The 23,653-nt window shown below is 57.3% G+C and carries 20 protein-coding genes; 19 read left to right on the top strand and 1 reads right to left on the bottom strand.

The features are described from left to right. The first annotated feature begins 18 nt into the window (after positions 1–18). The 3 genes from PKY88_01970 to rsmA are packed head-to-tail and all read left to right on the top strand — an operon-like array spanning position 19 to position 2,597. Positions 19–672 carry a riboflavin synthase gene (locus PKY88_01970; protein ID HOQ03968.1) on the top strand — a complete coding sequence of 218 codons (654 nt, stop codon included), beginning with the start codon at positions 19–21 and terminating at the stop codon, positions 670–672. Next, on the top strand, positions 665–1,735 hold the full coding sequence (pdxA, locus tag PKY88_01965; protein HOQ03967.1) for a 4-hydroxythreonine-4-phosphate dehydrogenase PdxA: 1,071 nt from the start codon (positions 665–667) through the stop codon (positions 1,733–1,735). The genes PKY88_01970 and pdxA overlap by 8 nt, the downstream gene beginning before the upstream one ends. Next, complete coding sequence (rsmA, locus tag PKY88_01960; GenBank protein ID HOQ03966.1) at positions 1,713–2,597, top strand: 16S rRNA (adenine(1518)-N(6)/adenine(1519)-N(6))-dimethyltransferase RsmA; 885 nt, start codon at positions 1,713–1,715, stop codon at positions 2,595–2,597. The genes pdxA and rsmA overlap by 23 nt, the downstream gene beginning before the upstream one ends. 9 nt (positions 2,598–2,606) lie before the next feature. On the opposite strand, the gene secA is transcribed toward rsmA, so the two are convergent. Next, positions 2,607–6,236: a preprotein translocase subunit SecA gene (gene secA, locus PKY88_01955; GenBank protein ID HOQ03965.1), complete on the bottom strand. Its 3,630-nt coding sequence runs from the start codon at positions 6,234–6,236 to the stop codon at positions 2,607–2,609. A gap of 173 nt (positions 6,237–6,409) precedes the next feature. Here secA and PKY88_01950 point away from each other — a divergent pair, with 173 nt between their 5' ends. The 16 genes from PKY88_01950 (at position 6,410) to hypB (ending at position 23,614) form a co-directional block, all read left to right on the top strand. Beyond that, complete coding sequence (locus tag PKY88_01950) at positions 6,410–7,042, top strand: LysM peptidoglycan-binding domain-containing protein (GenBank protein ID HOQ03964.1); 633 nt, start codon at positions 6,410–6,412, stop codon at positions 7,040–7,042. Between the two features lie 141 nt (positions 7,043–7,183). Further along, positions 7,184–8,587 carry a PQQ-binding-like beta-propeller repeat protein gene (locus tag PKY88_01945; GenBank protein ID HOQ03963.1) on the top strand — a complete coding sequence of 468 codons (1,404 nt, stop codon included), beginning with the start codon at positions 7,184–7,186 and terminating at the stop codon, positions 8,585–8,587. Between the two features lie 56 nt (positions 8,588–8,643). Continuing rightward, on the top strand, positions 8,644–9,681 hold the full coding sequence (locus tag PKY88_01940) for a hypothetical protein (protein HOQ03962.1): 1,038 nt from the start codon (positions 8,644–8,646) through the stop codon (positions 9,679–9,681). Beyond that, positions 9,678–9,941, top strand: a complete 264-nt coding sequence (locus tag PKY88_01935) for a twin-arginine translocation signal domain-containing protein (GenBank protein HOQ03961.1) — start codon at positions 9,678–9,680, stop codon at positions 9,939–9,941. The genes PKY88_01940 and PKY88_01935 overlap by 4 nt, the downstream gene beginning before the upstream one ends. Then, positions 9,922–10,488, top strand: coding sequence for a 4Fe-4S binding protein (locus PKY88_01930; protein HOQ03960.1), 567 nt, complete (start codon positions 9,922–9,924; stop codon positions 10,486–10,488). The genes PKY88_01935 and PKY88_01930 overlap by 20 nt, the downstream gene beginning before the upstream one ends. Continuing rightward, positions 10,485–11,786, top strand: a complete 1,302-nt coding sequence (locus PKY88_01925; protein ID HOQ03959.1) for a 4Fe-4S binding protein — start codon at positions 10,485–10,487, stop codon at positions 11,784–11,786. Before PKY88_01930 ends, PKY88_01925 begins: the two co-directional genes overlap by 4 nt. Next, a complete protein-coding gene (locus tag PKY88_01920; protein HOQ03958.1) occupies positions 11,783–13,315 on the top strand; it encodes a PQQ-like beta-propeller repeat protein in 1,533 nt (510 codons plus the stop codon). Before PKY88_01925 ends, PKY88_01920 begins: the two co-directional genes overlap by 4 nt. A gap of 3 nt (positions 13,316–13,318) precedes the next feature. Continuing rightward, positions 13,319–13,528, top strand: a complete 210-nt coding sequence (locus PKY88_01915; GenBank protein HOQ03957.1) for a hypothetical protein — start codon at positions 13,319–13,321, stop codon at positions 13,526–13,528. Beyond that, positions 13,525–15,885, top strand: coding sequence for an NAD(P)H-dependent oxidoreductase subunit E (locus PKY88_01910; GenBank protein ID HOQ03956.1), 2,361 nt, complete (start codon positions 13,525–13,527; stop codon positions 15,883–15,885). The genes PKY88_01915 and PKY88_01910 overlap by 4 nt, the downstream gene beginning before the upstream one ends. Further along, positions 15,882–17,444 (top strand): 2Fe-2S iron-sulfur cluster-binding protein, encoded by a 1,563-nt coding sequence (locus tag PKY88_01905; protein HOQ03955.1) that lies wholly within the window; start codon positions 15,882–15,884, stop codon positions 17,442–17,444. The genes PKY88_01910 and PKY88_01905 overlap by 4 nt, the downstream gene beginning before the upstream one ends. A gap of 78 nt (positions 17,445–17,522) precedes the next feature. Further along, the gene (locus PKY88_01900) at positions 17,523–19,931 is read left to right on the top strand and encodes a PQQ-binding-like beta-propeller repeat protein (GenBank protein ID HOQ03954.1); all 2,409 of its coding nucleotides are present in this window, start codon (positions 17,523–17,525) and stop codon (positions 19,929–19,931) included. A 31-nt stretch (positions 19,932–19,962) separates the two neighbouring features. Beyond that, on the top strand, positions 19,963–20,772 hold the full coding sequence (locus tag PKY88_01895; protein HOQ03953.1) for a hypothetical protein: 810 nt from the start codon (positions 19,963–19,965) through the stop codon (positions 20,770–20,772). Then, positions 20,769–21,551 (top strand): prepilin-type N-terminal cleavage/methylation domain-containing protein, encoded by a 783-nt coding sequence (locus PKY88_01890; protein ID HOQ03952.1) that lies wholly within the window; start codon positions 20,769–20,771, stop codon positions 21,549–21,551. Before PKY88_01895 ends, PKY88_01890 begins: the two co-directional genes overlap by 4 nt. Further along, positions 21,484–22,614, top strand: coding sequence for a hydrogenase expression/formation protein HypE (gene hypE / locus PKY88_01885; protein HOQ03951.1), 1,131 nt, complete (start codon positions 21,484–21,486; stop codon positions 22,612–22,614). The genes PKY88_01890 and hypE overlap by 68 nt, the downstream gene beginning before the upstream one ends. Then, positions 22,614–22,961, top strand: coding sequence for a hydrogenase maturation nickel metallochaperone HypA (locus PKY88_01880; protein ID HOQ03950.1), 348 nt, complete (start codon positions 22,614–22,616; stop codon positions 22,959–22,961). Before hypE ends, PKY88_01880 begins: the two co-directional genes overlap by 1 nt. Then, positions 22,958–23,614 (top strand): hydrogenase nickel incorporation protein HypB, encoded by a 657-nt coding sequence (gene hypB, locus PKY88_01875; protein HOQ03949.1) that lies wholly within the window; start codon positions 22,958–22,960, stop codon positions 23,612–23,614. The genes PKY88_01880 and hypB overlap by 4 nt, the downstream gene beginning before the upstream one ends. Positions 23,615–23,653: the final 39 nt, after the last annotated feature.

Genomic DNA, 23,653 nt, shown 5'->3' with positions numbered 1-23,653 from the left:
CATCTGGACGGCGAAACAATGTTTACGGGTATTGTAGAACAGACAGGTCTTGTTCGAGGGACTCGTCCCCGGGGCGGCGGGCTGCAGGTAGAAATCGACCTGGGAGCCGCAGCCGAAGGGACCCGAGTCGGGGACAGCCTTTCCGTCAATGGGGTCTGCCTGACCGTGACGGCTTTGCAGAATACCATGGCTGTTTTTGATGTGAGCCCGGAGACCCTTCGGCGAAGTACGCTCAAGACGCTCCGCAGCGGACAAAAGGTCAATCTTGAACGGGCGATGCGGGCCGATGGTCGTTTCGGAGGTCATTTCGTACAGGGTCATGTGGACGGCATCGGCAGGATTGCCGAAATCCGCCGGCGCGGAGACTTTGCCGAGTTTCGAATTGAAGCGCCGGGGCCTCTTCTGGAGCAAATGGTTGAAAAAGGGTCTGTCGCAGTGGACGGCATCAGTTTGACGATAGCTTCTCTGGATGAAAAGGGCTTTACGGTGGCCCTGATTCCCGCTACGCTGGCCCAGACAACCTGGAAAGAGTCCAAAACGGGGGATGAGGTGAATATTGAAACGGATATTCTGGTCAAGATTGTCCGAAACCTGCTGCACAAAACCGCCAGACCTTCCGGCACGCTGGACCCGGAGGTCCTGCGTTCGTGGGGGTATTCACCCAATGGCTGAGCATACGCTGGACAATTCGGCTTCCAACCCGCTGACAATTGGGATCACGATGGGCGACCCGGGCGGCATCGGACCGGAGATTATCGTAAAAGCCCTGGCGGACCCGCTCCTGCGCCGGCAGGCCAAATTTATTATTTTCGGTCTGGATGAGCAGCTGGAATATGCGGCGGATTTGGCGGAGGTGCCGCCGTTTTGGATTCGTCACCCGCACGAAAAAATCAGGCGCGATTACCCCCGTCAGGTTGTTGTGGCTGACTACGATGAATATTCCCTGCCGTCTTATATCCATCGACCCACGCGCATCAGCGGGGAATGCTCCATCCGGTTTTGCCTGGATGCGGTTCAGGCCGCCCGGGATGGAATTATCGATGCGGTCGTGACCGCCCCCATCAGCAAAACCAGCTGGAAACTGGCGGATGCCCCCTGGCCGGGTCATACCGAGCTGCTCGCCGACTGCTGCAAAAGCCCCCGCAAGGCGATGATGTTTGTCGCGGGCCCCTTGAAGCTGGCTCTGGCAACGATTCACGAGGCCCTTTTTGAGATTCGCCATAAGTTTACCATTGGCTGTGTCTTTGAGCCCATTGACCTGCTGAACACGGCTTTGCAGGATTATTTCGGAATCAAAAATCCGCGGATTGCTGTAGCGGGACTCAATCCCCACGCCGGCGAAGACGGCCAGTTCGGCGACGAGGAGCAGCGGATTATTCGTCCGGCGATGCTCCTGGCGCAGGAGGTCGGCATTCGATGCGAAGGCCCGTTTCCGGCGGATACGCTCTTTGTCAAAGCCGCACGCGGCGAGTTTGACGGTGTCGTGGCGATGTATCACGACCAGGGTCTGATTCCGGTTAAAATGCTTGCCTTTGAAGAAGCGGTCAATGTAACCATCGGCATTCCGATTATCCGCACCTCGCCTTCTCACGGAACGGCGTTTGATATTGCAGGCAAGGGGATTGCCAGCGAGGCCAGTATGAAGCAGGCCATCCGCACGGCGATTGAAATGGCGACGATCCGAAGAAATCGAAAAGCCCAAAAGAACGGCCATGCAGACCAAACAGGAAATTGAACAATTGCTGGCGGCGGCAGGCACCCGTCCCAAGCATCGGCTGGGGCAGAACTTCCTGATTGACCTGAATCTGATGCGGGTTCTTGTCCAGTCTGCTGGTATGCATTCCGGTGATGTAGTGCTGGAGGTCGGCTGCGGCACCGGTTCTCTGACGGAGGAACTGCTGCTGCACAGCGGCCGTGTGGTCGGTATCGAGTATGACCCCGTTCTCTTCGGCATTGTTCAAAAACGCCTGGCATGCGAAGAAAGTCTTACGCTGTTGTGCGGCGATGTTTTGGAAAGCAAAAATACCCTGAACCATACGGTTGTGGAGGCGCTTCAAAAGGCCCTGGAGGAAACGGGGGGGCGGCTGCTGTTGGTCTCCAATCTGCCGTACAATGTGGCCTCCAGTGTGATGGCCAATCTGATTGCAGGGCCGCTGACGGCTGAATCGATGACGGTTACCGTCCAGAAAGAAGTTGCCGAACGGATGGCCGCCGTCCCCGGACACAAAGAATACGGACCGTTGAGCATTTTGATGACGGCTACGGGAGACCTGCATTATCTCAAGCATCTGCCCCCGACGGTCTTCTGGCCGCGCCCGCAGGTGGACTCCGCCATGGTTCGATTCGTCCGAAACCCTCAAAAAGCCGCCCAGATTCACAATATGGATGTTTTTCGGCAAGTCGTGCATCTGTTTATGAGTCATCGACGCAAGATGCTCAAGGCCTGTATCCATTTTGCGGAGGGAGAACTGGCTGCGGTACGGCACTGGGCGGATGTTTTTGCAGAGGCCTTTGTGGACGGGCAGAGCCGCCCCGAAGAATTGTCCGCCGCCGACTACATCAATATCGCCAATCTCTGTTTTGAACAAATCCGGTAAATTGCTGCTTTACGCGTTTTGTCCGCAGCATTTTTTGTATTTTTTTCCGCTGCCGCACGGACAGGGGTCGTTGCGTCCGACTTTGGGCTGTTCGAGACGGATGGTTTTGACCTTCGCTTCTCCCTGCGGAGCTTGAGCGGCGGCCTGCTGACGCTGGGCCATCTCGAACTGGCCGACCTGGTCGTGCTGGGCCTGGCTGATGGTCCAGACGCTGCGACGCTGCGCAGTCGGCTCGACCAGCCGCACCCGGAAAATGACATCCGTTACCTTGTCATCGATCGATTCGAGCATCTGCTCGAACATCTGATACCCTTCGTGTTTGTATTCAATCTTGGGGTCTTTCTCCGCATAGGCCCGCAGCATAATGCTTTCTTTCAGCCGGTCCATCGCATACAGATGGTCTTTCCATGCCGCATCGTGAATCTGCAGGAGGACGTATTTTTCCAGGTCGGTCAATTCGCGGCGGAGGAAGACCCTTGCAGCCGTCAGGATGTCCGCCTGGGCCTGTTGTTTGTCAGACCACTGGTTCGGGTCAAAGCGGACTGCGAACCGCTCAGCGGCCTGCTTTGCCAGCTGTTCGAGGGAGGCGGCCTGTTCCGTCATCCGGGCGATGTCCTCCTCCAGACCGCCCCGATGATACCGCTCGCTGCAGGCCAGCAGTTTCTGGTAAAGGTCCTGCGGTTTGGTATTCTGGACTTCTTCGAGGGTCAGGCCGATTTGGTAGCGGCGGTTGGCCCACTCGACGAGGGCTTCCATTCCGTACACATTCGGCCCCTGCGGACCGAAGGCCATATTCATGGCAAACTCGACCGGGTATTCGATTTGACGGCGGATGTACTTTTCCCGCACCTTCTCCAGCAGCAGGGAGCGAATCTGCTCTTTTTTCTTCTCTCCGAGCACGTCGGCGGACAGGTCGATGTCGAACTTGTTTCGCGTCCAGGCCCGCAGGCTCTGCCGGGCAAAATCCTCCCGGAGAAAATCGGCTAAACGGGCGGCATCTTTCTTTCGAACCAGCTGACAGGCTGAGTCAATCAGTGTTTCTTCGATTTCCTCGGCGGACATCTGCCGCAGTTTGGAGGCGGACAGATTGACCTTAAAGGCGCTCATCGCCCAGCGGGTCAGGGCATCCAGTTTCCAGGTGGTCGGGTCTGTATAATCTTCGAGGTATTCGCCCAAAGCGATCGAGATTTCGCTGGACAGGTTTTTGCAGGCGGTTTCTTTGATTCGCTCCTCAATTTCCTCCGCCTCCATTCCTTCGATTTGACGGGTGTCCAGCTCGACGGAGAATTCATTTTTGGCCCATTCCGCGATGCATCGGTACGGATACAGCGGGTCGAGCATAATCTGCAGCGCCTTGTCGATGACGGCTTCGAGCATGGTCTCAATAATGCCCTGAAGGTCTTCGCCTTTGAGCAGACTGCGGCGCCGGGCATAAAAAATCTTTCGCTGATAATCCATTACCTCGTCGTATTCGAGCAGGTTTTTGCGGATTTCAAAGTTGCGCTCCTCGACCTTCTTTTGCGCCTTTTCGATGCCTTTGCTGATGCGCCGGTGCTGAATCGGCATTCCTTCCTCCCAGCCCATAATCGGCATCGAGAGGGCCTTGATGACCCATTCCGGAGAAAAAATCCGCAGCAGGTCGTCATCAAAACTCAGGAAAAAGACGCTTGAGCCCGGGTCGCCCTGACGTCCGGCACGTCCCCGCAGCTGGTTGTCGATGCGGCGGGCCTCGTGGCGTTCGGTGCCGATGATATGCAGTCCGCCGACCCACCGGTCGCCGCGGCCCAGCTGGAAGACCTCCGCCAGCGGCTCGTTCGATTTGACGGTGAGCGTTTTGCCGGTGCCGTTCTGGCGAAGGGTATAAATCTGAACGCCTTCTTCTTCGGGACTCGGCTCAGAATGAAGGACTTCCCAAAGGACTTCGGGAGCCAGTTTGATGTCGGTGCCGCGTCCGGCCATGTTGGTGGCGATGGTGATGTTGCCGCGTTTGGAGCCGTCCGGGGCGGTATGCTGCTGACCGGCCTTTTCGACGATGGCCGCTTCGCGGGCGTGCTGCTTGGCGTTCAGGACTTCGTGTTCCAGACCGTGCCGTCGGGACAGCGCTGCTGAAAGGGCCTCGCTTTTTTCAATGCTGACCGTGCCGACCAGAACCGGGCGGCCCGCCGTGCTCGTTCGGTAAATTTCCTCCACGATGGCGTTGAATTTCTCTCGTTCGGTCTTGTAAATCAGGTCCTCGCGGTCTTCGCGGATGCAGGGACGGTTGGTCGGGATAACCACCACCTCCAGTTTGTAAATCTTCAGGAATTCCTCCGCTTCCGTGGCGGCGGTGCCGGTCATTCCGGCGATTTTTTCGTACAACTTGAAAAAGTTCTGCAGGGTGATGGTGGCCAGTGTTTGGGTTTCTTCCTTAATCTGGACATTTTCTTTGGCCTCGACGGCCTGATGAAGTCCGTCCGACCACTGCCGGCCGTGCATCAGACGCCCGGTGAACTCGTCGACGATAATGACTTTGCCGTCCAGAACCACATAGTCCTTTTCCCGCTCGAAGACCACATGGGCCCGCAGGGCCTGCTCGAGCATATGAGGCCAGTCCATATTCGAGCCGGTAAAAAACGAGCCGACGCCGGCCAAATCCTGCGCCGTCCCGATGCCTTCGTGGGTCAGGTGAACGGATTTGGAATCCTTTTTGACGACAAACAGCTGCGGAATGCCCAACAGTTCCGCTTCTTCTTCGTCGAGGTCAAACGGGTCATAGCGGAACTTGGCGAGCATTTCGGCCAGGTCTTTTTCGGATTTTCCGGCCGACGCCGCCCGCTGCCGCAGATAGTCCTGGTCTCCGAGCCGGCTGAGCATCGAGGAATAAATCTGTTTTTGTTTGCTGACCAGCTGGCGGGCGACCGAGTCGGCTTTTTTATAACGCGATACATCGTCAAAGGCCGGCCCGGAAATAATCAAAGGGGTTCGGGCTTCGTCAATCAGAATGGAATCAACCTCGTCGATGACAGCGTATTCAAGCGGCCCCTGCACCATCTGCTCCAGCGACAGCTTCATATTATCGCGAAGGTAGTCAAAGCCGAATTCATTGTTGGTGCCGTAGGTAATATCGCAGGCATACTGGTTCCGCCGTTCGGGGCCGACGGTGTCCATATCCGCCTGAATGGCGCCGACCGTCAGACCCAGGGCCCGGTAAATCGGTCCCATCCATTCCGCATCCCGTTTGGCCAGGTAATCGTTGACCGTAACGATGTGAACGTGTTTTCCGGTCAGGTGAACCAGATAGGCCGCCAGCGTAGCCACCAGCGTTTTTCCTTCGCCGGTAGCCATTTCAGCGATTTTTCCTTCATAAAGGACATTTCCGCCGACCAGCTGGACATCAAAATGCCGCATCTTGACGGTCCGTCGGGCGGCCTCTCGAACCACAGCAAAGGCCTCCGGCAGAATTTCTTCCGGACGAGCCCCGTTTTGAAGCCGCTGCTTAAACTCGGCAGTTTTGTTTTTCAATTCTTCATCCGTCAGGGCTTGGAATGCCTGTTCATATTCCCCGGCGGCTTTGGCCGTCTGCATATAAGCCCGTACCAGACGTTCATTGCGGGAGCCGAATACTTTTAAAAGCCATCGATTCAGACTTGTGATTGCCATGAGTTTATCCTGATATTGTCAATTCATTTTCTCAGCAATGTTTTATTCCTTTATAATAGATTCCGGTGAATACGGCAACTTCAATCCGAATCCGTACCCCTCAGAATCTTGCTTGCATTGTAGAAGCGGACACGGTAAATTATCCCAATCTTTTTTTGTAAGGAAAGAACGGTATGCGTCAATTAACGATAATGGGTGTCTTGTTATTGGTGTCTGCAGCGGTCGGTTTTGGGATTGGTTTGTTGGCGGCTAAGCCCAAAATCAATGCGGCACGTTCAGAAACGGAAGCGATTAAGATTCAGTTGCAGAATCTCGAATCCCAGTCCCAGGCCAAACAGCGGGCGGCGGATGATGAAATCACCAAATTGAGGGCGGAATTAATGCGGGCCCGCAATGACCTCACGCGGGCCAATACGGATTTAATCAAGGCCAGAACAGACCTGGCTCAAATGAAGACGGCCCTTGAACAGATGGCCGCTTCAGGAACAGTTCCCCAGCCCGTTGCGGAATCAGACAAAGCCGTCGCCGCGGCCTCCTCCCCAACGGCGGCCTCGGCTTCCGCTCCTGCGGCAGGTTCCCCAGCTGCGGTCTCCACGAGCCCCTCTTCCTCCGCGTCCGCTCCTTCTTCGGCGGGACCGGCGGGGACCCGCGAATATATCATTAAAGAAGGAGACAGTTTCTGGAAGATTGCAGCCACCCAATTGGGCAGCGGGACCCGTTACAAAGAAATTCTCCAGTTAAACCCGCATCTTTCTCCCAATAAACCTTTGGAGGTTGGGACGAAAATTCGCATACCGGTCAAATAGTGCTTCGATTTGCCGGGAAGGGATTTGTTGGAAAATCCTTCGCAGAGGGGCTGATTTTCTGTCAGATAGTTGAAAAACGGCCTGGGGGCAGGAGTCAAAGACTGCCGCAGCCGTTCGGAGACAAATAGGAACAGCCGACCCATGAGTAAATATTATCTGCCTTGGTTAGTGCCCCTCATGCTCACAGCCGCCGGAGCGGGTCTGCTGACCGGCTGGATTTATTCCTATTATCATCTGTCGGTTCCGATGCGGCTGCCCGGAGAGGACGGCAGACCGAATGTTTCCTCTCTCGAAACACCTGCCGGCAAGAGCAGGCAGGGACATCTGGAGACATTCGACGGGATTCCCTCAAAATCCGCAGGGGTATGGCCGACTTTTCGAGGCCCCAATTATGATGCCGTCAGCACCGAATCGGTCCCTCTGATGCGGTCGTTCCCTGCCGGCGGTCCGCGGGAGTTGTGGCGTGTGTCATTAGGGGAAGGATACGCTGGTCCTGCTGTGCGGAATGGGCGGGTCTATTTGATTGATTATGATATGGACCGTCAGGCTGATGCGATTCGCTGTTTTTCTCTGGAGGATGGACGGGAAATCTGGCGGTACAGCTATCCGGTTGCAGTGAAGCGCAATCATGGAATGAGTCGAACGATTCCGGCGGTCGATGACCGGTACGTTGTGACGATTGGGCCTCGCTGTGATGTAACCTGTCTGGATGCGGATACGGGACGGTTTCGCTGGGCCATCGACCTGGTCAGGGAATACGGGACACAGGAGCCGCTTTGGTATGCCGGACAGTGTCCGCGGATTGAAGAGGGCAAAGCCATTCTGGCCCCGGCGGGAAAAGACGTCCTGATGATGGCGGTCGATTGTGAAAGCGGGCAGGTCGTCTGGAAAACCCCCAGTCCGCGCCGCTGGCAGATGACGCATTCATCGATTCTCCCCATCACATTTGAGGGCCGTCGAATGTATGTCTATTGTGCTGTCGGCGGCGTTGTTGGAGTTGCCGCAGAGGACGGGACGCTGCTGTGGGAAACGGATGCCTGGACGCTCCGCATCCATGTTCCGACGCCCGTTTGGCTCGGCGACGGCCGATTGTTCTTTTCTGCCGGCTACAATAAAGGCAGTATGATGATGCGTCTTGTCAAACAGCAAAACACAATTGTGCCGGAGGTGTTGTTTGCTCTCCCGCCGGAGGTGTTTGGGGCTGACCAGCAGACCCCGATTTATTATCAGGGTTTTTTGTACGGCGTCAGACCCAATAAAGAGATGGTATGTCTGGATACAGACGGCAAAATCCGCTGGACCAGCGGACCGCAGAACAAATTCGGCCTGGGGCCCTATATCATAGCAGACGGAATGATTATTGTCCTGAATGATGAGGGGGTTTTGTCCTTAATCGAGGCCCGTCCTGATGAGTTTGTTTTGCTGGCCAGGGCCAAAGTTCTTGACGGGCCTGAGAGCTGGGCACCGCCTGCTTTGGCCGAAGGACGTTTGGTTGTTCGGGATTTTACAACGATGAAATGTCTGGATTTGCGGAGGCGGGAATGATTGAGCAGATTTGTTCTTCAGGGTACAATAAGCTGCGAATAGACCAGCGAGGTTAAATGAGACAGCGTTCATACAAACAGGCGGCAAAAGCGGATGGGGGGCTGGTCGCCGTGCTTTTGGCCTTGACGGCCTTTGGGGCAGGGTTTTTGGCTTATTGGTTTGTGGACCGCCGGTTTGTCAGACAGGACGTTCCGCAGGCGTTTCGGTATTCGATGGAGGAATTAACGGCAATCGAGCCGTCTTTGCTGGTTTATCGTCAAAGCAGACCGCCTATAGAAACGGGTCTTCAGACGGCGGTCGCTTTGGACGTGGATTCAGACGGGTCGATTTGGGCCGCCGGAGACCAAAAAATACTCTGCTTTTCAGGGGACGGACGAATAGAAAGAGAAATTGCCCTGCCGTCCAAACCGACGGCTCTGAAGGCGGCCGACGGGGTTCTTTATGCGGCACTGACAGACCGGATTGAAATCTATTCTTTAGCCGGTGAAAGAGTATCCGCCTGGGCACCGGTGCGGACGGCGTTGTTCACGTCGATTGCGGTTGGGCCGCAGGATGTATTCGCGGCCGATGCCCTCAATAAGGTGATTCATCGTTTTGATAAGCAGGGCAATCCTCGCGGTCTGCTCGGAGCCAAAGACCTTCAGCGCGGAATCGATGGATTTGTGGTTCCCAGTCCCTATTTCGATGTTCTCATCGGCCGAGACGGTCTTTTGCGGGCAACGAATCCCGGGCGTCAGCGTGTGGAGGCCTATACCTTCGATGGGCATCTCGAATGGCACTGGGGAATCCCGTCCGTCAAGCTGGAGGGCTTCAGCGGCTGCTGCAATCCGATTGCCCTGGCTCAGCTGCCGGACGGAACCTTTGTGACCGGTGAAAAGGGACTGGTTCGCGTCAAGGTGCATGATGACCAGGGCCGTCTGCTCGGCGTCGCAGCCGGACCGCAGCAGCTGGGCTGGAAGGGGCCCATCCGGGTTTGCGAGAAACCGGAGGAATGCAGCAGCCGGGGACTGGATGTCGCCGCAGACGGACAGGGGCGGATTTATGTGCTGGAACAGGTTCGAAATACCATCCTGATTTTCGAGAAAAACCAATGACGGATTTCCGATTGTCTGACGACGGTGCGGATGTTTCGCGGCGTCTTTTTTTGAAGCAGGCGGCTCGTGCAGGCGTGTGGGCGGCTTTGGGGGCGCTGTCCGCTTTCTGGGTTCGAAGCCGCCGGGCCGAGTGGGCCGGATGCATTCATCCGGCGATTGCGGATTGTCGGCGGTGCTCTTCTTTCCAAACCTGTTCGCTTGGGCAAGCCGCGGAAAGAAAATCCTCTTCGGAGAAATCCTATGAATCATCCGCCCTCTGAAATACTCAGCCGCCGCCGTTTTCTCAAAGACGGCCTGTGGACGGTTTCGCTGGCTGCGGCCGGGGCGGCTGCGGCGGCTTTGGCTTCCCGGAGCCGGGCGAAAGAATGGGTCTGGCAGATTGACCCCTATAAATGCATCGGCTGCGGCCGCTGTGCGGCACACTGCGTCTTGAGCGAATCCGCGGTCAAATGTGTGCATGCGTTTGAAATGTGCGGCTATTGCGACTTGTGCACGGGCTATTTCGGCCCGCAGCCCAAAGCCCTTCAGACCGGTGCCGAACATCAGCTGTGCCCGACCGGAGCGATTCGGCGGCGGTTCATCGAAGAGCCGTATTTTGAGTTTACAATTGACGAAAGCCGCTGCATCGGCTGCGGCAAGTGTGTGGTCGGCTGTGCCGCTTTCGGCAACGGGTCGCTGTTTCTGCAGATTCGCCATGACCGCTGTCTGAACTGCAACGAGTGCGCCATCGGGCGGGTCTGTCCGTCCGGTGCGATTGTTCGGGTTCCGGCCTCGGCTCCTTATTTATTGAAGGTTCGCAATCCATGAGTTGTTTGGGACGGGCTGGGTTTTGGATGGGGCTGATTCTGTCGGCTGCGGCGGTGCAGGCGGCCGAGCGGTTTCCGCCGCCGCAGTTTGAGACCGATTATCAGATGCCGACGCTGACTACGCCGCCGCCGCGCGCCGCGGTGTGGGAGATGCTCGATGTCGCTGTGCTGGCCGCGGCCCTCGGGCTGGCTTCCTGGCTGATCTTGCGAAAACGAAGTCGGCGCGGGATTGCCGCCTTGTCTGTTTTCAGTCTGCTGTATTTCGGTTTTTGGCGCCAGGGCTGCATCTGTTCAGTCGGTTCGCTGGGCAATGTTGTGCTGTCTTTGTTTGATTCTTCTTATGTGCTGCCGCTGACCGCCGCGGCCTTTTTCCTCCTGCCGATTTTCTTTACGCTGTTTTTTGGGCGGGTTTTCTGCGGGGCGGTTTGTCCGCTGGGGGCGATTCAGGACTGGGTGGTGTTTCGTCCGCTGGCCGTTCCGGCCTGGCTGGAAACAGCCCTTCGACTCGGGGCCTGGCTGTATCTGGCGGCGGCGGTGCTGTTTGCGGCGGTCGGGGCCGGACTGCTCATTTGCCGATATGACCCCTTTATTGCTTTTTTCCGGCTGGGGCTGAATACCCCGCTGTGGCTTTTGGGGCTTTTGTTTTTGGCAGTGGGGGTGTTTATCGCCCGTCCGTACTGCCGGTTTGTCTGTCCGTATGGGCTGCTGCTGCGGCAGGCGGGCCGTTTGTCTTTTTGGCATGTCCGGATTACGCCGGATGAGTGCATTCAGTGCCGTTTGTGTGAGGATGCCTGTCCGTTTGGAGCCATTCAGCCGCCGACAGCGCCCTGGCCGGAGTCGATGCGGCCCGCGGAGCGGCGGCGACTGGTGCTGCTGTCGGGTCTGCTGTTGGTTCTGATGGGTCTGGGCGGCTGGCTGGGGTATCGGGTTCATCCGAGGCTGGCCGCCGGCCATCCGTCTGCGGAATTGGCCCGGCAGGTCCGCCTTCGGCAGGCCGGACTGATGACGGAACCGACGGATATGGTCCGTGCCTTTGAAGTTTCCGGCAGAACCCTCCGGAGTCTCTGGGCTCAGGAAGCCGAGGTGTTCCGGCGGTTTGCCTGGGGCGGACTTTTGGCGGGTGTCTTTGTCGGATTTGTCGCCGGCGTCAAGCTGATTCAGATGAGCATTCATTTCAAACGGACAGATTATGAGGCCGACCGGGCGGGCTGTCTGGCCTGCGGACGATGTTTTGCGTTCTGTCCGAGACATCGGATTTGGGAAACCGGCAAGCCGACCGACAGCGGAGAGACATCATGAACAATCAGGATGAGTCCAAATATCTTCTTCCGCAGAATCCGCGGTATCAGGCGGCGGTCAGTTCGCTGATTGTCTCGGCGGCCTTTTTGACGATAACAGGTCTTTTGCTGGCCGTTCAATTCTATCATTTGAAAGTGACGGATAACCGCCGCAGCCAAAAACTGGAGGCCCTTCGACATGTGTATCAGGCCGTCGAGGGGGATGAATCTCTGGCGGAGGAGATTCGGCAGCTTGACGTCCGCTATCGTCGCGACCATCTGGCACGCCTTCAGTTCCTGTATCGGGGCAGCGGGTTGTTTGTTTTGTTTGGTGCCGTTTTTGTCGGGACGATTCTCTGGGTGCGGTCCTTTTATCAGAAGCCCCCGCATCCGGAGCCGCTCGAAGACCGAACGGCCGCACAGATTCAGGCCGCCCGCCGGGCGCGCTGGGCGGTTTCCGCCGGTGCGGCTGTTCTGGCTTCCGCGGCTCTTTTCTGGTCTTTTCAGGTTTCTCAAACCCCGCAGGAGTTTGCGGGGGCGGAAGAGCCCTCCGAGAGCCGACCGACCTTTGCCTCTTGGGAGCAGATGAAGAAAAACTGGCCGGTCTTCCGCGGTCCGCAGGGAGCCGGCATTTGTCCGTTTGACAAGATTCCGACGGAATGGGACGGGGTCTCGGGGAAAAATATTCGCTGGAAGGTGCCGGTGGATCTGCCCGGACACAATTCGCCGATTGTCTGGGAAAATCGGATTTTTCTGACCGGTGCGGATGCGAAGCGGCAGGAGGTGTACTGTTTTAATGCCGAGGACGGCACGCTGCTGTGGACCGGGCAGGTGCCCCTGGCGCCGGCGGATCAGCGGGAGGAAATGACCATTATGAAGGATACCGGCTATGCGGCCTCGACGGCGGCCGTAAACGGTGTATTTGTGGCGGCGATTTTTGCCGACGGCCAGGCTGCCTGTTTTGATTTCGACGGGCAAAGACAATGGGTTCGTTCGCTCGGTGTGCCTTCCAGCGCCTACGGATACGCTTCTTCCCTGACGGTGTATGAAAACCGCCTGATTATTCAGTTCGATCAGGATTACGAGCCCGGACGGAGCAAGCTGATTGCACTGGATATAGCCACCGGCCAAACGCTGTGGGAGCGGGAGCGGCCGGTGCCCAATTCCTGGACATCTCCCACCGTGGTGGACTGGAACGGGCAGATGCAGATTTTAACCAGCGGTTCTCCCTGGCTGATTGCTTATGACGCGGCAGAGGGCCGCGAATTGTGGCGGCTGGATTGTCTGGGCGGCGATGTGGCGCCGACGCAGATTGCCGCTGCCGGACGAATCTTTGCGGTTTATCCTTATACGCATCTGGCCGCCGTCCGTCCCCCGCAGGCCGCTTCAGAGCAGGCACAGGCCGAACTCCTTTGGAAAGCCGAAGGCAGCATCCCGGATATCTGCAGCCCCGTCAGCGACGGCCGTCTGGTCTGGACGCTTGATTCGGAAGGCGTGCTGGAATGTTTCGATGTTCAGGACGGCAGCCGGCTGTACAGTCAGGACCTTTAGGCCATGTTTCAGGCCTCCCCTGTTCTGGTTGGCGATACCCTCTATCTGCTGAGCACCAAAGGACGGATGATTCTGGTCAGGGCCGCCCGCACGTTTGAACAAATCGGACAAAATGAGCTGCCGGAATCCTTTACCGCTTCGCCCGCCTTTGCGCCCGGACGCATTTACCTGCGGGGCAGCCGCCATCTGTACTGCATTGAGAACCAGCAATGAATGCTTTGACGGAATCTTCTGTCCGAGAGTTTGTGGACCGGTGTGTCGGGCAAATCGGCAGCACGCCGGACAAGACGCTGCCGCTGCTTCAGGCTGTTCAGAAGCAGTACGGCTATCTGCCTGCGGAAGCCCTGCAGCGCCTCAGTGAATGGATGGGCCGTTCGCCGGCCGAGCTGTGGGGGGTCGCAACGTTTTACGACCAATTTCGATTCAAACCGGCCGGTCGGCACCGCATTCGGGTCTGCGTCGGGACGGCCTGCCACGTCAAGGGAGCCGGAGAGGTGTTTGAGGCCTTTCGGCGGCATCTGCAGATTCCGCAAGAGGAGGATACCGATTCCCAGCGGCTGTTTACACTCGAACAGGTGGCCTGTCTGGGCTGCTGTATGCTGGCACCGGCCGTACAGATTGATGATGTGATTTACGGCTATCTGTCGCCGGAAAAAGTGCCGTCTGTTCTGCGGGATTTTTTAAGCCAGACGCAGGAAACGGCGGCTTCGGCCCGACACAGAACCGCCTCCGGCGGATCCGGAGAAGTGCGGATTTGTCTGGATACGAGCTGTCGGGCGGTGGGAAGTCATCGGGTTTATCAGGCGTTTGAGGAGGTGATTCGCCGGGACCGTCTGGGGGTGCGGCTGCGTGACGTGTCCTGCCATGGGGCTTCCTATCTGGCCCCGCTGGCGGAGGTGGAGACCGGAGGGCGGGTTTATCGCTACGGATGTGTGAAGCCCTCCGATGCCGAAGCGATTCTGCATCGGCATTTTCGCCCGCAGACCCTCACAGCCCGAGTCGGTTCGGCGGTCCGACGGTTTCTGGATACGCTGATTGAAGACCGAATCGGAGAACCGCCCGTTCGATTTGAAACGACGATTCGGGATGAGGACTTGAGCGGCTATGTAAAGCCGCAGGTGCCGATGGCGACCGATGGAGCCGGGCGGTCCGGTCCGCTGGATTGGGAGGATTTTCAAAAGCAGGGCGGTCTGGAGGCCCTGCGAAAGTGCCTGTTCGAAAAGAGCCCGCAGGAGGTTTTAAACGAAATTGAGCAGAGCGGCCTGCGGGGACGAGGCGGAGGCGGCTATCCGGCCTTTCGCAAGTGGCAGGCCGTGCGGGCCAATCCCGAAAAGCCCAAATACATTATCTGCAACGGCGACGAAGGTGACCCGGGCGCTTTTATGGACCGGATGCTGATGGAATCCTATCCGTTTCGGATTTTGGAGGGGATGGCGATTGCCGCCTGGACCGTCGGGGCCTCAGAGGGGTATCTGTATATCCGGGATGAATACCCGCTGGCGGTGGAGCGGATGAAAGAGGCTCTGAGGATTTTTTCACAGCACGGCTGGCTGGGCGAACGCATCGGCGGCACGGATTTTTCTCTGCACCTGGAGATTTGCACCGGCGCCGGAGCCTTCGTCTGCGGAGAAGAAACGGCGCTGATTGCCAGCATTGAAGGGCGGCGACCGATGCCGCGGCTTCGTCCGCCGTACCCGTCCGAAAAAGGCCTGTGGGACAAGCCGACGCTGATTCATAATGCCGAGACCCTCTCGCTGGTGCCGGCGATTGTTCGGCAGGGGGCGGCCTCGATGGCCTCCATCGGAACGGCCGGCAGCCGCGGCACCAAAGTCTTTGCGCTGGCTGGCAAGGTTAGGCGAGGCGGGCTGGTGGAAGTCCCGATGGGGGTTACCATCCGTCAGATTGTCGAGGAAATCGGCGGCGGTACGGCTTCCGGAAAACCGTTCAAAGCCGTGCAGATCGGAGGACCTTCCGGCGGCTGCATCCCGGCGTCTATGGCGGATATTCCCATTGATTATGATTCACTCACGCAGGCCGGGGCGATGATGGGCTCCGGCGGCCTGGTGGTGCTTGATGAAAGCGATTGTATGGTGGAAATCGCCCGGTATTTTCTTGAGTTCACGCAGCGGCAGTCCTGCGGACGCTGTACGTTCTGCCGGGTGGGAACCAAACGGATGCTCGAGATTCTCGAGCGGATTTGCCGCGGTGAGGGAACAGCATCGGATTTGGGCAAACTGGAGAGTTTGGGACATTTGATTCAGGCCGGCAGTCTGTGCGGACTGGGTTCAACGGCCCCTAATCCGGTGCTTTCGACTATTCGTTATTTTCGGAATGAATATGAGGCACATCTGCAGGGCCGCTGTCCGGCCGGGCGATGCCGGGCATTGATTTATTATGCCATTACAGACCGCTGCATCGGCTGCACGCGCTGTGCCCAGCATTGTCCGGCAGGGGCCATCGACATGCAGCCCTATCAGCAGCATCAGATTAATCGCGACAGGTGCATCCGCTGCGGTACCTGCAGGGCTGTTTGTCCGGCGGATGCCGTGCGTGTGGAATCGGGACGATGATTACGCTGGTGATTGACAATCAAACGGTGCAGGTGCCGCCGGGCACGACGGTTTTGCAGGCCGCCCGGTCCCTCGGCATTCCTATCCCTGCGCTCTGCTATCGCCAAGACTTTGAGCCGTCTTCCAGCTGTATGGTGTGTGTGGTGGAGGTGGAGGGCTTCAGCGGCCTGATGCCTTCCTGTGCGTTGATGGCGGAAGAAGGAATGCGGGTGCGGACGAATACACCGCAGATTTTAGCGGCTCGCCGCGCCGCGCTCGAGTTGCTTTTAAGCGATCACATCGGCGATTGCGAAGGGCCGTGCCGTTCGGGCTGTCCGGCGGGGATGGATATCCCGCGGATGATTCGATATCTGGCCGCCGGAGAATGGACAAAAGCTATAGAGATTGTCAAAAGAGACCTTGCTTTGCCTGCGGTGTTGGGCCGCATTTGTCCGGCTCCGTGCGAAAGGGTCTGCCGACGAGCCCGTCAGGACCAGGCCGTCTCGATCTGTCTGTTGAAGCGGTTTGCCGCCGATAGAGATTTGCAGTCGCCGACACCGTATCGACCCATTTGCAGGCCCTCCAGCGGAAAGAAAGTTGCCGTGGTTGGGGCCGGTCCCTGCGGACTTTCCGCGGCGTATTATCTGGCTCGACATGGGCATCCATGCGTGATTTTTGAGCAGAAAGACAAAGCCGGCGGGATGCTGCGGTGCAGGCAGCTGCAGGAAAAGCTCCCGGAAACGATATTGGAGCGGGAGATTGGGCAGATTTTTGATTTGGGGGTTTCTTTCCGTCCAAACCAGAAATTGGGGAGAGATTTTTATTTGGAGAATCTGCATCGAGAATTTGATGCAGTTTTTCTAGCTCTCGGTGGAGGGGCAGCGGATGAGCATTTGGCATCCCAGCTTCGAATGAAGGATGGACACATCGAAGTGGACCATTCAACCCTTCAAACCTCGCGGGAGGGAGTCTTTGCTGGCGGGGGACTTATCGGCAGCCGCCGTCATTGTGTCAAGGCCGTTGCAGACGGCAAGCTCGCCGCCCTCACTATTCATCAGTATCTTATGGGAGGCAAGGCAGCAGGAGAACCGTCGGAGTTTCACAGCCGTTTAGGAGCCTTAACGGAGGAAGAATGGCGAAAATTTGTCTCTTCGGCTGATTTGATATCAAGAGTAGAGCCAGCCGACCCCGAAATGGGTTTTTCGGAGGAGGAAGTGGTCCGAGAGGCCCGTCGGTGTCTGCATTGTGATTGTCGGAAAAAGAAAAACTGCAAATTACGTCAACTTTCTACTGAACTGAAGCCCGTTGTCGGGACGTATAAGGGGCAACGTAGACAATATGCGCGTGCAGATTCTCATTGGGAGGTTGTGTTTGAATCCGGGAAATGTATTCAATGCGGACTTTGTGTACAGGTTTTAAACAGAAACAATCTTTCGGAAGGCCTGACCTTCCGCGGCAGGGGGTTTGGGATGCAGGTTTCCGCTGCTCTGGATAAAGCACCTGATTTGGCGGCAGGAGAAGCGGGTCGTTTGTGTGTACAAGTTTGTCCAACCGGTGCGTGGGCACTGAAAAATCGATAGTACGTGGAGAGCGGCTCTATGATGCGGATTGAAAAGAAGAGGTTTGTTGCAGCTTTAGTTTTTCTTGGTTTCGTTTCAATGACACATGCAGCGGACTGGCCCTGCTGGAGAGGACCGAATCACGACGGCATTTCTTCGGAGAAGGATTGGGACCCGATGGTTCTGTCTGATTCCGCCAAGCCCCTTTGGACGGCTTCTGTGGGGACGGGGTTTTCGGCGGTTTCTGTGGCCGAAGGCAAGGCCGTGACGATGGGGAATATCAACAAAAACACCGATGTTGTCTGGTGTTTCGATGTCCAAACCGGCGTACTCCTCTGGAAGCATACCTATGATGAACCCCTGACCCCCAATTTGTACGAGGGAGGGCCGAATGCGACGCCGACCATTCATCAGGGAAAGGTCTATACCATCAGCAAAACCGGCAAGGTTTTCTGTCTGGACCTCAACAGCGGGGCGGTGATTTGGCAGCAGAATGCCGACCTCAAAAAGCCGGAGTGGGGCTATGCGGGTTCTCCGCTGATTGCGGGCGACCGCATTTTTTTGAATGCGGGTTTAACGGGTGTAGCCCTGCACAAAGACACCGGCGCCGTCCTTTGGCAAAGCGAGAAGGAACCCTGCGGATATGCCACCGCTGTGATTTTTCCCCGACAGGATCGATTTGAGGTTCTTCTGTTCAGCAAAGACCATTTATACAGTGTCGCACCGGAGGACGGCCGCGTTTTGTGGGCGTACCCGTGGAAGACTGACTGGGACGTAAATGCTTCTGATCCGGTTGTTTGGGATGATGAGATTCTGATTACCTCCGGCTACAATCGGGGGGCTTCGGTTCTGAAGGTTCTGCCGGAAGGGCCGAAGAGGGTCTGGGAAAACAAAAACCTCCGCTCGCAGCTTTCCGGTCCGATTCTGCTGGACGGCTGCGTGTACGGAATTGATGACAATCAGCTGGTTTGCCTGGATTGGAAGACCGGTCAGGTGCAGTGGACGGAAAAAAGCGTCGGCAAGGGTACGCTGACGGCGGCGGCGGGCAAGCTGATTGTTTTGAGCGAAAACGGGCGTCTGATGATTGCTCCCGCCTCTCCGAAAGAGTTCTCCGTGATTGCCTCGGCTCCGATTCTCAAGGGCCGCTGCTGGACGATGCCGGTTTTGTCCAACGGCCTGATTTATGCCCGCAACGCCAAGGGCGATCTGGTCTGCATCGATGTCCGCCGCAAACCGGCTGCCTCCTTGCTGGATTCGCCGCCGATTCTGGCCGCTTCCGAGATGGCCGAACCGTCCGCAGGGTCGGATTGGGCCTGTTGGCGGGGGCCGAATCGGGACAATCGGAGCCCGGAGACCGGCTTGCTGAAGGAATGGCCTGCCGAAGGCCTGCAGCTGCTCTGGAAGGCCGACGATCTGGGCGACGGATACTCGTCGGTTTGTGTGGCGGAGCGGAAGATTTTTGTTACAGGGCTGAAAGATAAACGCGGCGTCCTGACTTGTCTGGATTGGGACGGCAATCGGCTCTGGACTGCCGACTACGGTCCGGAGTGGACCGGTTCTTTCCCGGGCGTACGCGGAGCTCCTGTTGCGGCTGACGGCCTTCTTTATGTCCTTAGCGGTCAGGGTCGGCTTGTGTGTTTTTCTCCTGAGACCGGCCGGGAAAAGTGGGCGGCGGAACTGTACACTGAGTTTCAGGGGCCTTTGCCTCGCTGGGGGGTGTCGATGGCGCCGATTGTGGCGGAGGGGAAAGTCTTTGTGACCATCGGCGGTCCGAAAACCACCATGGCGGCGGTCGATGCCCAAAAAGGGCACGTCGTCTGGACAACGGAAAGTCTGAATGATACGGCTTCCTACTGCACTCCGGCGATTTTTCAATGGGCCGGACGAACCATCCTGGCCGGAATGACGGAAAATTATCTCTTTGCCGTCGATGCCGCTTCCGGACAGCTCTTCTGGAAATATCCGATGAAGGATTATATCAAAGGCCGCAACTGGGGTGTGCATTGCAATACTCCGATTTTTTATGAAGGGGGGCTGCTGTTTGTCAGCGGCTATGATATGGGCTCGATTAAGTTTACGTTTACGCAGGACGGCTGGTCGCTCCAGCGGGAATGGACCAATCAGGAATTCGACTGCCATCACGGCGGTGTGGTTTTTCACGACGGTTACGTGTACGGTTCGACCTGGAAAAATAACGAGGACGGGCTTTGGGCCTGCATTGATTGGAAGACCGGCGAGCTGATGTATGCCCAGCGGTGGCACAACAAGGGCTCGATTCTCTGGGCGGACGGGCTTTTTTATGCCTATGCGGAAAAACCCGGTGTCATCGGTCTGATTAAGGCCGACCCGAAAGAATTTGTGCCCGTCAGCGAAATGACCATTACGCTGGGCGACAAGCAGCACTGGACGCATCCGGTCATCAGCCGCGGGCGGTTTTTTGTGCGGCGCGGCAATACGCTGATGGTCTATTCCATTCGCCAAAATGCTGCAAAAAAGAATGTCAATTAGGATTTGATACAGATTTAGGAGGTATGGTGAAATGACTTCGCTTCGTTGTCTGACAGGGCTGGGGATTCTTGCAGGGCTTTTGATGACGGCTCAGGGGGCCTCGCTTTTTGTGGCCAATCATTCCTTTGAAATTCCCATCATTGATCCGGTTCAGAACCCTTTTTACGCCATTCCGATAGCTCCTTTCTGGACGGAACTGGACTTAGACCCGCTTTATAGTTCCAATACGGGAACTTTTCTGAACACCGACCCCAACAGTCCGGCCGGAGACCATATTTTTAATGCGGACGGGGCACAGCTGGCTTTTCTGAACACGGCCTCCGGCAATGCATTTCTTCAGACGCTTTCCTCGGTTTTTCAAGTCGGACATTCCTATCGGCTGCTGGTGGATGTCTGTCCTTCTACGCGTTTTCCGCCGCGTGCCCAGGAGCCGATGGATTATCTGAGTATCGGCTTTTATGCCGGTGCCGATGCCAATGATTTTCATACGATTCTGGTTCCGGGCTCTGCGATTGTCCGCAATTATCTGCGGACGTTTACGCTGTATCTGCCGACGGTTCAGGAAAGCGACCCCTGGGCCGGCAAAGCGATTGGTATTTCGCTGCGGGCCGTCGGGCAGGGCGGAGGATACTGGGATTTGGACAATGTACGGGTCTATGAGTATCCGCACCAACCGGACCTGACCAGCGACGGATTGGTGAATTTGGCGGACTTTGCCGTTCTGGCGGAAGACTGGCTCAAACAAACCTGGTCGATGAGCGACTTGACCGGTGACGGATTGGTGGATGTAGAAGACCTGATTCTTTTAGCGGACCTGTGGCTGCAGCAGGATTCTGAATGAAAAGGGAGCGGCTTCAACGGGGCGGATATGGTTTTACACTGCTGGAACTGCTGACTGTCCTTGCGGTCGTGGTCCTGCTGGTTTCTATCCTGCTGCCTTCGCTTCGCGCCGCTCGTCAGAGAGCCAAAAAGACGGTGTGTCTGTCCAATCTGCGCCAGGTGGGGCTGGCGATACGGGCCTATGCCTACGATTACAATGACACGATTCCCTTCGGCCCCGAAGGGCTGCCGATTATGGGGCATAATTTTTATACGGCCACCGGCAATGTCACCAGTCTCCTGTCGCTGCTGGACGGTCGTCCCGTCGGGCTGGGGCTTTTGCTGAACGGCTATTTGTCCGAACAGCCCAAGGTGCTGTTCTGTCCGGGGGCCGACCAGCCCTCTGAGGCCGACAGGCAGCTGGCCAATGTCGGGCGCCGCCAGGCCCAGAGCGATTATTATTACCGCCACGCCTCCGTTGCCCTGCTGAGCGGCAAGCCGGATACGTTTCACATCCGGCTCAGCGATCTGGGAAAAAACCGAAACGGCCGCCGCATTCGTGCGCTGGTGATGGACGTGCAGTTTCTGGTACATCCGTCGCTGGAGGCCTTTGGAGTGTTTACCCGGACCAGTCATCTGCGCAAAACGGTCAATCTGCTGTATGCGGATGGGGCCGTCCGCTCCGCCGACAACTCCGACGACCGCTTTACGGTTGATGTCGGCGCCCGGCCGTATGATGCCCTCGAGGAAATCCTCAAGCGGTTCGAGCTGGCCGACGAATTCGACCTGTCCGGCGACTGAGATTCTCGGATTGAATTGCCCGGCTGTGTCTGTTACAATCTTCGGAATGGATGAAACTTCAACCATTCTGCTGGCACACGGCGGCGGCGGCCGTCTGATGGAGGACCTCATCCGGCGGGTGATTGTGCCCCATTTCGGACAGCCGGACAAGCCGCTTCTGGATGCGGCTCGGGTGTCGGCCGGCACTCAGCCGCTCTGCTTTACGACCGACAGTTTTGTCGTGCGGCCTCTGTTTTTTCCGGGCGGCGACATCGGCAAGCTGGCTGTCTGCGGCACCGTCAATGATTTGGCCGTATCCGGGGCTCGCCCGCTGGTTCTCAGTTTGGCCCTGATTATCGAAGAGGGGCTCCCCTTGGCCGACTTGCAGACGATTCTGGCAAGTGCTGCGCAAGCGGCCCGTCAGGCGGGCGTATCCATTGTGACCGGCGATACCAAAGTCGTCGAAAAAGGAGCGGCTGACGGCTTGTTCATCAATACCGCAGGCATCGGTCTGCCCTGGGAGAAGGCCCGGCTGGGGTTTGAGCGGATAGCCCGGGGCGATCGGATTTTGATCAACGGTACGCTCGGCGACCATGGAATGACGATTCTGTCCAAACGCGGCGATATCCCGTTTGACGGAAGTCTTCAGAGCGATTGTGCCTGTCTGAACGGTCTGATTGAAGAACTGATTGAAGCCTGCGGGGACGGGATTAAGTTTCTGCGCGACCCGACGCGCGGCGGGCTGGCGGCCGTCCTGAACGAAATCGCCTCCGGTGCCGGGGTGTCGATAGAAATCGAGGAAGCGGCGCTGCCGGTCGAGCCGGCGGTCCGTGCCGCCGCGGAGATGCTCGGGCTGGATATCCTCCATATCGCCAATGAGGGCAAGGCGGCGGTTGTTGTTTCCGAAGAGGCGGCCGGCAAGGCCCTCGAGGTGTGCCGAAAGCATCCGCTGGGCAAACGGGCGGCCCTTATCGGCCGAGTCAGCAAATCCGACGATACTCCGCTGGTGGAGCTGTGTACCCGCATCGGCGGACGGCGGATTGTGCCGATGCCCTATGGACGCGATTTGCCGAGGATTTGCTGATGCACGAAACGGTCGTCGCCGAAAATGTCCTGCGCACCATCCTTGAGCATGCCGAAAAACTGAAGGCCAGACCGGTTCGGGCGGTGGTGTCCTGCGGGCAGTTTAACGCCCTCAATGAAGAGGCGATGAAGTTTGCGTTCGAAACGGCGGCGGCGGGCACCGTGTGCCAGGGAATGCTCCTGCAAATCCGTCAGATTCCGCTTCGGGCGTCCTGTCGGGCGTGTCGAACGGTCTTTGAGCTGAACCTGATGACTCCGCTTTGCCCGCAATGCCGCAGCGAGGACTTTGACATTGAACCGGATGCCCCGCTTCTGCTGGAGGAAATCGAGTTTGAGGACAAACAATGAAGGTTTCGCTGAATCAGAAAATTTTAAGCCGCAACGAGGAAGCGGCCGCCAAAAACAGACAGTTTTTTGCCGAACATAAGGTTTTTTGTCTGAATGTCATTTCTTCTCCGGGTGCCGGCAAGACCGCACTGCTCGAGAGAACCATCCGGGATTTGAAAGAGCGGTACGCCATCGGCGTTATCGAAGGGGATATAGAGACGGATAACGATGCCCGCCGGATTCAGGCCGCCGGCGCCCGCGCCTTTCAAATCGAGACCAAAGGGGCCTGTCATTTGTCCGCCGAACAGGTCCATAATGCCCTCAAAATGATTGACGCCCAAACGCTGGACCTTGTCTTTATCGAAAATGTCGGCAATCTGGTCTGTCCGTCCGCTTTTGATTTGGGTGAAAGCGGCCGGGTTGTGATTTTGTCCGTCCCGGAGGGGGACGACAAGCCCGCCAAATACCCCGGAACATTTGCCGGCGCATCCGTAATTGTCCTGAACAAGATTGATTTGCTTCCCTATGTTCCCTTCGACCTTTCGCGTGTTTTGGCGGATATTCATACCGTCAATCCCCAGGCGCCGGTGCTGCAGCTGTCGGCCGCCACCGGCGAAGGGATAGACGCCTGGTACGACTGGCTCCGACGGCATCTTGAAAAAAAACAGCCGTAGGGCTATAGTACCTCGTCCGAAATTTCATTCAGACGAAGG

Source organism: Anaerohalosphaeraceae bacterium (assembly GCA_035378985.1).
In the GTDB taxonomy this organism is placed as follows: Bacteria; Planctomycetota; Phycisphaerae; order Sedimentisphaerales; family Anaerohalosphaeraceae; genus JAHDQI01.
This window is presented reverse-complemented; position numbering and strand designations above follow the sequence as displayed.

Bases quoted from the DNA above. Each gene is read 5' to 3' on its own strand.
- PKY88_01945 (HOQ03963.1), top strand. From the start codon at position 7,184: ATGAGTAAATATTATCTGCCTTGGTTAGTGCCCCTCATGCTCACAGCC.
- hypB (HOQ03949.1), top strand. From the start codon at position 22,958: ATGAAGGTTTCGCTGAATCAGAAAATTTTAAGCCGCAACGAGGAAGCG.
- PKY88_01970 (HOQ03968.1), top strand. From the start codon at position 19: ATGTTTACGGGTATTGTAGAACAGACAGGTCTTGTTCGAGGGACTCGT.
- PKY88_01925 (HOQ03959.1), top strand. From the start codon at position 10,485: ATGAGTTGTTTGGGACGGGCTGGGTTTTGGATGGGGCTGATTCTGTCG.
- PKY88_01905 (HOQ03955.1), top strand. From the start codon at position 15,882: ATGATTACGCTGGTGATTGACAATCAAACGGTGCAGGTGCCGCCGGGC.
- hypE (HOQ03951.1), top strand. From the start codon at position 21,484: ATGATGCCCTCGAGGAAATCCTCAAGCGGTTCGAGCTGGCCGACGAAT.
- rsmA (HOQ03966.1), top strand. From the start codon at position 1,713: ATGCAGACCAAACAGGAAATTGAACAATTGCTGGCGGCGGCAGGCACC.
- PKY88_01890 (HOQ03952.1), top strand. From the start codon at position 20,769: ATGAAAAGGGAGCGGCTTCAACGGGGCGGATATGGTTTTACACTGCTG.
- PKY88_01930 (HOQ03960.1), top strand. From the start codon at position 9,922: ATGAATCATCCGCCCTCTGAAATACTCAGCCGCCGCCGTTTTCTCAAA.
- PKY88_01915 (HOQ03957.1), top strand. From the start codon at position 13,319: ATGTTTCAGGCCTCCCCTGTTCTGGTTGGCGATACCCTCTATCTGCTG.
- PKY88_01935 (HOQ03961.1), top strand. From the start codon at position 9,678: ATGACGGATTTCCGATTGTCTGACGACGGTGCGGATGTTTCGCGGCGT.
- PKY88_01940 (HOQ03962.1), top strand. From the start codon at position 8,644: ATGAGACAGCGTTCATACAAACAGGCGGCAAAAGCGGATGGGGGGCTG.
- secA (HOQ03965.1), bottom strand. From the start codon at position 6,236: ATGGCAATCACAAGTCTGAATCGATGGCTTTTAAAAGTATTCGGCTCC.
- pdxA (HOQ03967.1), top strand. From the start codon at position 665: ATGGCTGAGCATACGCTGGACAATTCGGCTTCCAACCCGCTGACAATT.
- PKY88_01910 (HOQ03956.1), top strand. From the start codon at position 13,525: ATGAATGCTTTGACGGAATCTTCTGTCCGAGAGTTTGTGGACCGGTGT.
- PKY88_01920 (HOQ03958.1), top strand. From the start codon at position 11,783: ATGAACAATCAGGATGAGTCCAAATATCTTCTTCCGCAGAATCCGCGG.
- PKY88_01895 (HOQ03953.1), top strand. From the start codon at position 19,963: ATGACTTCGCTTCGTTGTCTGACAGGGCTGGGGATTCTTGCAGGGCTT.
- PKY88_01880 (HOQ03950.1), top strand. From the start codon at position 22,614: ATGCACGAAACGGTCGTCGCCGAAAATGTCCTGCGCACCATCCTTGAG.
- PKY88_01950 (HOQ03964.1), top strand. From the start codon at position 6,410: ATGCGTCAATTAACGATAATGGGTGTCTTGTTATTGGTGTCTGCAGCG.
- PKY88_01900 (HOQ03954.1), top strand. From the start codon at position 17,523: ATGACACATGCAGCGGACTGGCCCTGCTGGAGAGGACCGAATCACGAC.